The organism is Pseudomonas sp. MYb60, from assembly GCF_002979555.1.
Classification (GTDB): domain Bacteria; phylum Pseudomonadota; class Gammaproteobacteria; order Pseudomonadales; family Pseudomonadaceae; genus Aquipseudomonas.
In genome coordinates this window covers 88507-100612 of sequence record NZ_PCOZ01000016.1, presented here as the reverse complement: position 1 = coordinate 100612, position 12106 = coordinate 88507, and the positions used below count along the sequence as shown (strand labels likewise).

The 12106-nt window shown below is 60.4% G+C and carries 11 protein-coding genes and 1 rRNA gene; 7 read left to right on the top strand and 5 right to left on the bottom strand.

Going from position 1 to position 12106, the window contains the following annotated elements; all coding sequences use genetic code 11:
• Window positions 1-15 precede the first annotated feature (15 nt).
• The 4 genes from rrf (at window position 16) to CQ041_RS21755 (ending at window position 3847) form a co-directional block, all read left to right on the top strand.
• A 5S ribosomal RNA gene (gene rrf / locus CQ041_RS21770) occupies window positions 16-131 on the top strand.
• A gap of 150 nt (window positions 132-281) precedes the next feature.
• Entirely contained in the window at window positions 282-941 is a 660-nt protein-coding gene (locus CQ041_RS21765) for a paraquat-inducible protein A (RefSeq protein WP_105524379.1), read from the top strand.
• Window positions 928-1551, top strand: coding sequence for a paraquat-inducible protein A (locus tag CQ041_RS21760; RefSeq protein WP_105524378.1), 624 nt, complete (start codon window positions 928-930; stop codon window positions 1549-1551). Before CQ041_RS21765 ends, CQ041_RS21760 begins: the two co-directional genes overlap by 14 nt.
• A complete protein-coding gene (locus CQ041_RS21755) occupies window positions 1544-3847 on the top strand; it encodes a PqiB family protein (RefSeq protein WP_105524377.1) in 2304 nt (767 codons plus the stop codon). The genes CQ041_RS21760 and CQ041_RS21755 overlap by 8 nt, the downstream gene beginning before the upstream one ends.
• Window positions 3848-4014: 167 nt before the next feature.
• On the opposite strand, the gene mksF is transcribed toward CQ041_RS21755, so the two are convergent.
• From mksF to mksB, 3 genes are read right to left on the bottom strand one after another with little or no spacing between them, the layout of a single operon-like run.
• Window positions 4015-6855, bottom strand: coding sequence for an Mks condensin complex protein MksF (gene mksF, locus CQ041_RS21750; protein ID WP_105524376.1), 2841 nt, complete (start codon window positions 6853-6855; stop codon window positions 4015-4017).
• Window positions 6852-7559, bottom strand: a complete 708-nt coding sequence (gene mksE / locus CQ041_RS21745; protein WP_105524375.1) for an Mks condensin complex protein MksE — start codon at window positions 7557-7559, stop codon at window positions 6852-6854. Before mksE ends, mksF begins: the two co-directional genes overlap by 4 nt.
• Window positions 7549-8826 (bottom strand): Mks condensin complex protein MksB, encoded by a 1278-nt coding sequence (gene mksB, locus CQ041_RS21740; protein WP_105524382.1) that lies wholly within the window; start codon window positions 8824-8826, stop codon window positions 7549-7551. Before mksB ends, mksE begins: the two co-directional genes overlap by 11 nt.
• Window positions 8827-9013: 187 nt before the next feature.
• Between mksB and CQ041_RS21735 the strand changes: the two genes are divergently transcribed.
• Together CQ041_RS21735 and rimI are read left to right on the top strand one after the other, a co-directional pair.
• Window positions 9014-9760: an energy transducer TonB gene (locus CQ041_RS21735; RefSeq protein WP_105524374.1), complete on the top strand. Its 747-nt coding sequence runs from the start codon at window positions 9014-9016 to the stop codon at window positions 9758-9760.
• On the top strand, window positions 9753-10205 hold the full coding sequence (rimI, locus tag CQ041_RS21730; RefSeq protein ID WP_105524373.1) for a ribosomal protein S18-alanine N-acetyltransferase: 453 nt from the start codon (window positions 9753-9755) through the stop codon (window positions 10203-10205). Before CQ041_RS21735 ends, rimI begins: the two co-directional genes overlap by 8 nt.
• A gap of 58 nt (window positions 10206-10263) precedes the next feature.
• Here the strand turns inward: rimI and CQ041_RS21725 are convergent, their stop codons facing one another.
• Window positions 10264-10668: a serine kinase/phosphatase gene (locus tag CQ041_RS21725; protein ID WP_105524372.1), complete on the bottom strand. Its 405-nt coding sequence runs from the start codon at window positions 10666-10668 to the stop codon at window positions 10264-10266.
• Window positions 10669-10807: 139 nt separating this feature from the next.
• On the opposite strand from CQ041_RS21725, the gene can reads away from it, so the two are divergent.
• Window positions 10808-11452, top strand: a complete 645-nt coding sequence (can, locus tag CQ041_RS21720; protein WP_003188288.1) for a carbonate dehydratase — start codon at window positions 10808-10810, stop codon at window positions 11450-11452.
• On the opposite strand, the gene CQ041_RS21715 is transcribed toward can, so the two are convergent.
• Entirely contained in the window at window positions 11449-11970 is a 522-nt protein-coding gene (locus CQ041_RS21715) for an SET domain-containing protein-lysine N-methyltransferase (RefSeq protein ID WP_105524371.1), read from the bottom strand. The two genes, can and CQ041_RS21715, sit on opposite strands and share 4 nt — an antisense overlap.
• Window positions 11971-12106 lie beyond the last annotated feature (136 nt).

The following is a 12106-nucleotide window of genomic DNA, read 5'->3' as shown; positions in this document are numbered from 1 at the left end:
TCAGTACCCGAATTTCTTGACGACCATAGAGCATTGGAACCACCTGATCCCATCCCGAACTCAGCAGTGAAACGATGCATCGCCGATGGTAGTGTGGGGTTTCCCCATGTGAGAGTAGGTCATCGTCAAGATTAAATTCCGAAACCCCATTTGCGAAAGCAGATGGGGTTTTGTTTTGGGCGCGTGAAAAGCGCGAAGCCTGCACACAAATTTGCACAGTTATTTCTGAACCAGACCACTAGAATAGGCACCTAACCTTTTTTAGAGTCCGAGCCCTAACTATGCCCGATCCGGTTGATGCCCTTGAGGTGTCGGATTTACCGCTGGACGACCTGGTGGCCTGCCATGAGTGTGATTTGCTGATGCGCAAACCTGCGCTCGCCGTCGGCGAAAAAGCGCAATGCCCGCGCTGCGGTTATGAGCTGTACGCTCACCGCCATAACGTCGTAGAGCGCAGCCTGGCCTTGGTGCTCGCCGCGCTGTTGCTGTATATCCCAGCGAACTTTTTGCCCATCATGCAGCTCAATCTACTCGGACAGACCTCCGAAGATACGGTGTGGAGCGGGGTGGTCGGCCTGTTCGACACCGGCATGCAGGGCGTCGCTGCCGTCGTGTTCCTGTGCAGCATGGGCATCCCTCTGCTCAAGCTGCTTTGCCAGTTGGCTGTACTGCTCAGTATCCGCTGGAAGATCGGCCGCAGTTATGGACTGTTGCTCTACCGGATTTACCACCACATGAAAGACTGGGGAATGCTGGAGGTCTACCTGATGGGCGTACTGGTTGCGATCGTGAAACTCGCCGACATGGCCTCCATCAACATCGGCCTCGGTCTGGTCTGCTTTATCAGCCTATTGATGGTTCAGGTGCTGCTTGAGGTGGTGATGTCGCCCCACCAGATCTGGCAGGCGCTGTCGGGGGAGGATGAGCATGCGGGCGATTGATGCGGGCATTCTGATCTGTACTGAATGCCACGAGTTGAACAAACAGGAACCGGATACCGACGAGCAACTCTGCACCCGTTGTGGCGCGCTGATCCATGCACGTCGTCCCAACAGCCTCATCCGCACCTGGGCGTTGTTGATCACTGCTGCCATTTTGTACATCCCGGCGAACATGTTGCCGATCATGACGATCAATTCCCTGGGGCAAGGCGATCCCAGCACCATCATGGCCGGCGTGATCCAGCTTGTTCAGCACGGCATGTACCCCATCGCGGCGGTGGTGTTTATCGCAAGTATCCTGGTGCCGACATTCAAGCTGGTCGGCATCGGTCTGCTACTGTTCTCGGTGCAACGTCACCAACCACTGTCTGCGCGACAACGTATCGTGATGTACCGTTTTATCGAATTCATTGGCCGCTGGTCCATGCTGGATATCTTCGTGATCGCCATCCTGGTCGCGGTTGTAAACTTTGGGCGACTTGCCAGTGTCGAGGCCAATCTCGGCGCTGCGGCGTTCGCCAGTGTGGTGATCTTGACGATGCTTGCCGCAGTAACTTTCGATCCCCGACTGATTTGGGATAACACGGAGTCGGACGACGACCATGAGTGATTTGCCTAAAGCTAAAACCCGCCCGGCCTCCAATTGGTCGGCCATTTGGGTGCTCCCCCTGATTGCCCTGATCATCGGCGGCTGGTTGGGCTGGCGCGCCTATTCCCAGCAGGGCATCGAGATCCAGGTACGCTTCGAAAGCGGCGAAGGCATCCAGGTCAACAAGACCGAAGTGGTCTACAAAGGCATGCCCGTGGGCAAGGTCAAGGCCTTGGCCCTGGACGACGAAGGCAATAACCGTGGGGTGATCGCCACCATCGAGATGAACAAGGATGTTGATCAATACCTCAAGACCAATACGCGCTTCTGGTTGGTCAAGCCGAGTGTCAGCCTGGCCGGTATCACTGGTCTGGAGACCTTGGTGTCCGGCAATTACATTGCCGCCAGCCCTGGCGATGGCGAGCCCACACGCAAGTTCAAGGCGCTCTCCGAAGAGCCGCCCCTATCCGACGCCAAGCCCGGCCTGCACCTGACGATCAAGGCTGACCGTCTCGGCTCGCTGAATCGCGGGAGCCCGGTGTTCTACAAGCAGATTCAGGTCGGTCAGGTCAAAAGCTACCTGCTCTCCGAGGACCAAAGTACCGTCGAGATCAAGGTCTACATTGAGCCGACCTATGCCAGCCTGGTGCGCAAACACACACGTTTCTGGAACGCCAGCGGCATCAGTATCGACGCCAACCTCTCTGGCGTGAAAGTGCGCAGCGAATCCCTCTCCAGCATCGTCGCGGGCGGTATCGCCTTCGCCACCCCGGAGAATCGCAAGGACAGCCCACCCACTGATCCAAGCCTGCCTTTCCGGCTATACGAAGATTTCGACGCCGCTGCGGCCGGTATCCGGATCAAGGTCAAGCTGACGGACTTCGAAGGCCTGCAGGCCGGGCGGACCCCGGTCATGTACAAAGGCATCCAGGTCGGCAGTCTGAAAACCCTGAAGATCGACCCGGACCTGTCCAGTGCCAACGCCGAGTTGACCCTCGACCCGCTGGCCGAAGACTACCTGGTGCAGGATACCCAGTTCTGGGTGGTCAAGCCGTCCATTTCCCTGGCAGGTATCACCGGCCTCGAGGCGTTGGTCAAAGGTAACTACATCGCGATCCGCCCGGGTGACAAAGGCAGCACCCCACAGCGCGAGTTTTTCGCACGGGCCAAGGCCCCGCCTCTGGACTTGCGCTCGCCAGGCCTGCACATGGTGCTGTTTACCGACAACCTCGGCTCGCTCGATGTCGGCAGCCCGGTGTTGTACAAACAGGTCAAGGTCGGCTCGGTGCAGAGCTACCAGTTCTCGCGCAAGAACAAGCAATTGGTGATTGGCGTCCACATCGAGAAGGAATACGAAAACCTGGTCAACGGCTCGACGCGGTTCTGGAACGCCAGTGGCGTCACGCTGACCGGCGGCCTCACGGGCGGCATTCAGGTGAAGAGCGAATCCCTCGCCAGCCTGATGGCCGGGGGTATCGCATTCGAAACCCCGGAGCCCAATGTACCGCTGAAAAAACGTATTCCACGTTTCCGCCTGTTCGCCGACCGAGACGCCGCCAACCAACATGGCACCCTGGTCACCATCAAGGTAGACCGTGCCGACGGCATGCGACCTGGCACACCCATCCGTTTCAAAGGCCTGGATGTGGGCAAGATCGAGAGCGTCGACCTCAGCGCCGACATGCAGTCGGTGCTGCTCAGTGCGCGCATCACTCAGGTGGCTGACCGCGTTGCGCGCGTCGGCAGCCAGTTCTGGGTGGTCAAGCCTGAGTTGGGCCTGATGAAAACCGCCAATCTGGAAACCCTGGTTACAGGGCAGTACATCGAAGTGCAACCGGCGGCGAAAAACGCCGGCCCACAAAAGAACTTCGTCGCCCTGGACCAGCCCCCTGAAGCCGCCCATCGTGAGGAGGGACTGAGGCTGACACTCAGCGCAGCCCGTCGCGGCTCGTTGAAGGAAGGCGTGCCGGTCACCTACCGTGAAGTCACTGTGGGCAAAGTCACCGGCTACGAATTGGGCCAGACCGCCGACCGCGTCCTGATCCATATCCTGATCGAGCCCAAGTATGCGCCGCTGGTTCGCGGTGGCAGTCGTTTCTGGAACACCAGCGGTTTCGGCCTCGACTTCGGCCTGTTCAAAGGCGCGACAGTCCGTACAGAGTCCCTGGAAACCCTGGTAGCCGGTGGTATCGCCTTCGCCACGCCAGACGGCGAACGCATGGGCAATGCCGCGCGGCCACAGCAAACCTTCCCGCTGTTCGACAAGTTCGAGGATGAATGGCTGACCTGGGCGCCTAAAATCCCACTCGGCAAATAGACCGAGGCGCCTTCATCGCGGGCAAGCCCGGCTCCCACATTGGCATGCATGTGCCCGTGGGAGCCGGGCTTGCCCGCGATGGGGCCTTTGGAATCACTCCCCATTCCAAGCCCAAAAAAAGGCCGCGATCCAGAAGATCGCGGCCTTTTGCATTTCAGTCGAAAAAATCAGACCTCATCCAACTCCGGCTCATCGGCCTGCACATTCACCGTCGCCTTCACCACATCGTGCCGACGGATGTACTTCCAATCCGCCTCATCGATGTAGATCCCGTTCGGCCCACTGCCACCTTCCAGGTCGATCGCCACCTGGGCCGACACCTGAGGTTTCACACTGGCCAGGATCGGTACAAAACCCAGCTGCAAGCTGGTTTCCAGCAGCGCGGCCTGGTTTTTCTCGTCGATGTCCGCGGCCTCGTCGAGGTAGTACGGCAAACGCACGCGCCCTGCCTGGTCGCGGTCCATCAGGTGCAGCAACAAATACATGTTGGTCAGCGCCTTGATGGTCATGGTGGTGCCATTGGAGGCGGCGCCGTCGATGTCGGTGTGGATCACCGGTTGGCCGTTCACTTTGGTGATCTCGAACGCCAGCTCGAACAAGTCCTTAAGGCCCAACTGGTTATGGTTGGCGGCCACGAGGCGGGCCAGGTATTCCTTGGCCTCTTCGTTCTTGTTGTCTTGCTCGGCGCTGTGGCTGAGATCGAACACCGACAGGGTTTCGCCTTCTTCATACTGGCCAGCGCTGTGGATGATCTGGTCGATATGCTTGAGGGCTTCCTTGTTCGGTGCCAGCACAATGCGGAAGCTCTGCAGGTTGGACACCTGACGCTTGTTGATCTCCCGGTTGAACAACGCCAGCTGATGCTCAAGGCTGTCATAGTCGCTGCGAATATTGCGCAAGGTCCGCGCGATATCGGTGACCGCCGCACGGCGGGCCTTGCCCAGCGTCAGCGCTTCGTCGGTACGGTGCGCGTAGGCGTTGATCAGCAGTTGCAGGCGACGCTCGACGTCATCCTCGCTGTCGAACTTGGCCACGCCCTTGAGTCGTACCTGTGCGTACAGTGCCTCGATCTGGCCATCGGCGCGCAACAGTCCCTGCCAGCTGTCCTGATAGTCGTTGAGCAGCGGCAGCAGGTTGTCCATCGAGTCGTCCACCGGGTCCATGAACGGCGTACCGAACGGCAAGTCCGCCGGCAGCAGCTGGCGACGGCGCAACGCGTCATCCAGCGTGCGTTGCTTGGCTTCCATGTCACCAATCTGGCGACCCACCAATTGCAGCTTGGCCGACAGTTGCTGCACGCGTTCGGTAAATGCATCACTGGAGCGCTTGAGCTCATCCTGGGCCGCTTCCATCTGCGCCAGGTTTTCCAGTTTCTCGCCTTCTTCCGCACTCAGGGTCTGCGCACGGCGGAAGTCTTCCAACGCTTTTTGCGCGTCCAGCACCTGCTGGTACAACGCTTCGGTCTGGGTCTTGCTCGCCGCACGGTCAGCCGCTACCGCCTGCTGGGTCTTGAGCTGCTTGAGTTCTTTTTCCAGGCGTTCTTTCTGGTCGCGCAACGCGGCGCGATCCGCCAAGGCCTGAAGTGCAGGTGGCTCGATGTGGGAAATGTCGATGGACAACCCCGGCACTTCAAAACGTTCGCCCTTGAAGCCATCGAGGATCTGCTCCAGCGATTTGACCCACTGGCCGTCCTCGTCCAGGGTGATGCCATGCTCGCCCAATGGCAGGCTGAACAACGTACTGTTGAACAGGCGCATCAGACGCTCGACATCCTGCTGTGAGAATTCTTCCCGCAGCTTGGCGTAGCTGTTGTTGTCCGCGTGATCCAGCTGCTGTCGGACCGACTTCAAGCGTTTTTCCAGGTCGCGCAGGCGCTCGTCCAGGTCCTCGGCGCTGAACTGCCGCGACTGCGCCAAAGCGCCCGCCAGTTCATCGTGGGCGTCCTTGGCCGCGAGCAGTTGCTGCTCCAGTACCTTCACGTCGTCCACCAGCGCAAAGCGATGCTTGAGCACCGACAACTCGCCCAGCCAACGCTGGATTCCGCTGATCTCACGCTCCAGGCGCATCAGTTCCTGGGTGCCGCCACGCTGGTCGTTCTGCAGCGCGTCCTGCTCATTGCGGTAGTGCTCAGCCTGGATGGTCAGCTCTTCCTTGCGTGCACTGGCGTAGTCCGACCAGGTGCCGAGCAACGAGTCCAGCAGAGGCGACAGGCGATGCAACTTGCCGCGCAACACGTCGCGCATGCGCACGCCGTTGGCCAACGCTTCGACCAATGGCCCGGCAGCCACCAGCGAGTTGTAGTCCTGCTCCATGCGCCGCACATCGCGGAAGGCTTCTTCGCACGCAGCAATGTAGTCCACGCTGCCTGAACGCAGGCTGTGTTCGAACGCATCAAGGAACAGCTGCTTGAGCTTGGCGGCAGTGATTTCGCGCATGTGCAGCAGGTTGATAAACAGTGCGCGGAAGGTCTTCAGGCTCTGCTCGCTGGTGGAGCGCAGCGGAATCAACGTCAGGTCCAGCGGGATCGACGTGTGGCCGCCCACGAGCAAACGGCGCAGCTCATCCGGCTTGAGTTCGTAGGCCTTGAGGCCTTCGCGCTCAAGGTTGGTGAACAGCTCTTTCTGCCGCAGGCAGGTGTCGTTCTTCTGATAGTGGGCCAGGTCCAGCTTGCCGGCATAGGCAAAGAACTGGTGACCAAAGCCACCGCCCGGACCGCGACCGACCACGCCGATAACGTGTGGGCCGTGGGGCAGGGAAACTTCCACGAGGATATAGCTGGTGTCGCTGGCAAAGTAGAAGCGCCGCGATTGTTCCAGGGTGTACTTGCCGAAACTCATGTCCGACATGCGCGCCAGAATCGGAAACTGCAAGGCGTTGATCGACGCCGATTTGCCCAGGTTGTTCGCGCCGTACACCGACAGCGGCTCTTCCAGCGGAAACAACCCCAGGCTGTAGCCGGCGGTATTCAATAGGGCGAAGCGGCGGATGCCGTAGCGTTCCTTACTCATGCGTCGGTCTCCTGTTCTTCGGCAATGGCGCGGGCCAGGGCGTCTTCTTCGCTTTCTTCATCGAAGTCGCTCAAGTCCAGCGGGTCATCGGTCTTCAGTAATTTTTCATCGCTGTCTTCATCGATGATCACCGGCGCCGGCAGTGGCAACACGCTGTGCACGCTGGCCGCCAGATCGCGGTCCTGCTGCACCGACAGGCACACGTCGAGGAAGCGGTGCATCGGCGGCAGGAAGCGGTAGACGCCATTGTCTTCGCTGGCAAACCCCAACTGGGTCATGCGGCGCATGATCTTTTCTTCGAGTTCTTCCTGGGTCTGCACTTCGGCCTGGATAAACAGGTCGCGGTACTTCTCCAGCAGCGACGGCAATTCATCCCGGCCCAGGCTGCCACCGTCGAGCACGGCGATCGGGTCGCGGCCCTGGTCGGCCAAATGCTCGACGATGATGAAGGTGAACAATGCCAGGCGCTGCGCGGTCTTGTTCACCTGCGCAGCGGCCACGGCGGTGTCCGGCACGAAGTAGTAGAAGCCTCGCGTGTCGCACACCAGCTCGAAGCCCAGGGCCTTGAACAGGGTGCGGTACTGGTCCTGGAAGTTCGACAATTGCGCGTACAGCTCCGGGTCGCGGCGGCTGACGTGGTAACCCTTGAACAGCTCGCGGAAGATCGGCGCCAGCTGGGACAGTTCGGATAGATCAAGATGCATGAGGTGTACTCGCAGAATGCTCGGCGGCATCAGGCGCAGCCGGGAGCAGGGCGAAGGAGCGCAGGCTGACCTGGTGCTCGGTGGTGTGGTAATCGCGGCGTTCCAGGCGTTCGCGCTTGAAGCGCTTCTCGCGGGACAGGCGCGAGAACCAGTACAGCAATTCGTCGGTGGCGCCTTCCGGTTCCTGCTCCAGCAGCCAGGTCATCAGGTCCGGCATCGGCAGCGCCTCTTCGCAGCGTTCGAGCATTTCCTTGACCGTGCGCGGGGCGCGCTGGGCTTCGCCTTTGTGGGATTTGTGCGCCTTGGGGAATTTCGCCGGTTTCGGCTCGAAATTCGCCAAGGCGTACACATAGGCTTCCACCTGGCTGGCACTGCCGAGGAAGGTGCTCTGCGGGCGGGTGAACATCGGCATCGCGGCTTGCGGCACGGCGTCCAGGCCCTTGCGGCGGATCGCCGACAAAGCCAGCGCTGCGCCACGGGTCACGGCATTGTGCCGGCGCGCTTCTTCACGCAGCGGCAACAGCAGCTCCCGTGCATGACGCAGGGTCAACTGGGCGCTGGTCTGCATTTCGAGGATGCGCGCGTGGGTGCGCAGCAGCATGTCGTCGTCCACCAGGTGGCCGAGGCGCTGTTGCTCGGTGAGCAGGCGCAGCAGCACGTTTTCCACCTTGCGCACGCCCTGTTCGAAGGCACCGTCGGCGTTCACCAGTTGGATCATCGGTTCGACGTATTCGTCCCAGGTTGCCAGTACTTCGGCATAACGCTGGCGCAACGGAATCTGCCGGTCGCTGGTCTTGGCGCGATCGGCCACGGCGGCGAGGGCCTGTTCGTCGTTGGCGAGTTTTTTCAGCACGTCCCGCACGCGCATGTCGAGCAGGCGCAGTTGGCGGGCGAGGTCGTGGCCATCACGGATGTCGAAGGCGTCCTGGATGTAACCAGCCAGGCGCTCGAGGTGGCGCAGGTAGGCTTCGATTTCCAGGCACAGGCCAAGCCGGTGCTCCTTGCGAAGATAGGCCAGGAAGTCGTGGATCTGCGCGTTGAGCTCGAAACGGTTCGGGCTCTTGGCGACAGGCACCAGGATGTCCAGGCGAATCCACACGTCCAACAGGCTGGTGATGTCCTGTGGCGTGCTGTCCAGTTGTTGGGCGGCCAATTGCGCGCGCAGCTCGCCAAGGCTCAGGGTGCCTTGGTCGAAGTGTTCGCACAGTGGCTCAAGCAGTGCCCAGTGTTCGGCGAGGGCGCGTAGGACGCGCTTGGGTTCGATCATGGGAATGGCCGGCTGGTTGGCGATGAAAAGTCGCGATTGTACTGCATCAGGCAGGGGATTTATCCACAGCCGGTCAGTACGCAGTGGGCGATTGTTGCCGAACAACGGTAGAATCGCCGCTCTTTAGTTATCCACAAGTGGCCGAGCTGTGCTTATCGAGTCCCGACGTCGCGCTTACTTGACCGCCATGCAGGTGGTCAACTGGCTGCCCCGCACCGAACTGCCGTTTGCCGCGCCGTCGCGGCCTGAGCTGCTGGAAGCGCTTGAGCCGTATGAGGCCTTCGAGGTTTCGGGTGAGGAAGCGGCTGCGCCGGTTGCCGTGGTCAAGCCGGCGGTGCCCGTGCGCCCCGTGGTGGAGCGGGCGAAGATCGAGGTCCCACGCCCATCGGCGGTGACCAAGGCCGCCGTGGTGGCCGAAGAGGCTGCCGCGGTGGTCAAGGCCCCGGTGGTGCCGCCGCCACGCTTTGCCCTGCAATTGCTGCGCGCCGGTCGCTGCTTGTTGCTGGTGGAATTGCCCACCGGCGAACGCTTCCAGGCCCGCGACCCGGCTTATCTTTTGCTCAAGGACATGCTGCGCGCCGCCGGCCTGCCCGACAGCCCGCAAATCATCGGCGATCCGGTGCGCTGGCCGCTGCTGGTGCGCGGCACCATGGACCAGGGCCCGGAAGCTGCACGGGATTTTGTGCAAGGTTTTGTGTCAGCGCGCCTGGAAGACGAGCCCTGCGTGTGCCTGTGGCTGATTGGCCTCCCCGCCGTGCGTTTTGCCGGCGAGGCCAATGCCGAAGCCTGGTACCGCGAGTTGCAGGTCGACAGCCTGGGCTCGGTGTGGGCCCTGCCGGGCCTGGAATTATTAATGGAAGAGCCACAGCGTAAGGCTGATGTCTGGCAAGCCATGCGCCGGCTGATGGCGCGCTGGAAAACAACCGATGAGTGAGGCTTTATCCTTCCGCCCGATGACCGAGGCCGACCTCGACGCCGTGCTGAAAATTGAATATGCGGCGTTCAGCCATCCGTGGACCCGTGGGATTTTTCTCGATGGGCTGGGCAAGTATCAGATTTGGTTGATGTTCGAAGGCGAGCAACAGGTCGGCCACGGCGTGGTACAGATCATCCTCGACGAAGCGCACCTGTTGAACATCACCGTAAAGCCGGAAAACCAGGGCCGTGGATTGGGCTTGGCGTTGCTCGAGCACTTGATGTCCCGGGCGTATGCCGCCAGCGCGCGGGAGTGTTTTCTGGAAGTTCGCGACAGCAATGCCGGCGCGTTTCGCCTGTATGAGCGTTATGGCTTCAACGAAATCGGGCGCCGCCGGGATTACTACCCCGCCGTGGGTGGTCGTGAAGATGCCGTCGTCATGGCCTGCACCTTGGTGGATTAACCTTGGATCCAGGTGAGAGAGCGGGCTTGCCCGCTCTCTCATGTTGAACCGCGCTTTTTCAGCGCTTTTGGTCTAAAGGATCAATATCCGCCAGTTCCGCCTCATCCAGGCCATTGCCGCCGCCAATCTCATCCTCGTCCACGATGCTCAGATCGTAGTCCGCCGGATTATCCTCGCCTTCTTCCCGTGCATCCCGGGCTCCGTCTTCGTGAATCAAGGTTTCCGGGCTCAAATCATCATCGGTCGGCTCATGATCAGCCGTTGAGGCACCCGTGAATCCCGCTTCACGCACCCGTTCGTCGGGCATCAGGTGTTCACGCTCGCGAGACGGGATCTCATCGCCGATTTCAGCGGTTTGATCGGGCTCGTCAAAATCCAGCTCGCGCATCGAACCCATGCGGTCTTCGTTATCATCGATCGGTTCGGGTTGCGTGGCACCGTAGGGGCGTCGTGATTCAGTCATGGCCAATCCTCATACTGTGGGGCTTATAGTGTGTGGACAGGCTCGGCGCTCCAAAGATTCAAGCTAATTTGCGCGCGGCGTGACCCGGACGCGGGGTTGTCAGTCACAAAACTGCGCATCATTCCTGAGGTTTTCCCTGATGAACGAACTACAAGACCTGCTTGATAACAACGAACGCTGGGCGGATGCGATCAAACAGGAAGATCCTGAATTTTTCGCCAAGCTCGCTCGCCAGCAAACACCGGAATACTTGTGGATCGGCTGTTCCGACGCCCGTGTTCCGGCCAACGAAATCGTCGGCATGTTGCCGGGTGATCTGTTCGTCCACCGCAACGTGGCCAACGTGGTGCTGCACACTGACCTCAATTGCCTGTCGGTGATCCAGTACGCCGTCGACGTGCTCAAGGTCAAACACATTCTCGTCACTGGCCATTACGGTTGCGGTGGTGTGCGTGCCTCGATGCAGGACCGTCAGTTCGGCCTGATCGACGGCTGGCTGCGCACCATCCGCGATCTCTATTACGAGAACCGCGATGTGCTGGCGCAACTGCCGACTGAAGAGGAGCGCGTCGACCGCATGTGCGAATTGAACGTGATCCAGCAAGTGGCCAACGTCGGCCATACCAGCATTGTTCAAAACGCCTGGCACCGGGGCCAGAGCCTGTCGATCCACGGTTGCATCTACGGGATCAAGGACGGTCGCTGGAAGAGCCTGAACACCACCATCAGTGGTTTTGAGCAATTGCCGCCGCAATATCGCTTGCGTCCGCTGGGCGAAGCCTAAGGTCGCTGGAGGTTGCAGCCCTTGGCCATGAACGCCAGCCCTTCGGCGTTCAAGTGCTCGTTGCTCCCGGTGATCCAGCGTCGACAGTTCGGGGCGCCGCACGTGCATTCGAACTGACGGAACAACTGTTCCTCGACGCTGGCGTGATCCACGGTCAGCCAGTCACCCGCAGCAATCCTGTGCAGGGTCCAGAGCTCCAGATACTGAAGGTCGAGAAAGACGTTCGGTTGACACGAGTGTGAGAGCCGGCCGCTGAACCAGCTGTCGTACAGATGAATGCGCGACGACAACTGCAAGGTATACCGGCGACGCTCGCTCAGGGCGTACCCGGAGATCTTGGCGATGCACACGCGACCGTCAAAGGCCACGCGCGCCTTGATGCCCGCGCCGGTACTCTTTTCGCCGTGTACCACTTCGAATTGCCGGCTCGTGGGGTAACCCGTCCCAAGCTGGGACTTGAAGGGATACAGGCACTCACTCACAGCGGTTTTAGCCTTATCCATGGCCTGAGTTTTCATGACTCTCCTGGGTAGGCTGCATCGACCTGCGGGTGGTGCCTGACTACCAGTCTTGCAGCTGATGGGCGCTGCTCAAGACTTACTGATGTTGACGCCGAATTCTACTGTCAAAGTTGACAGTAGAAGCGCCGGATTT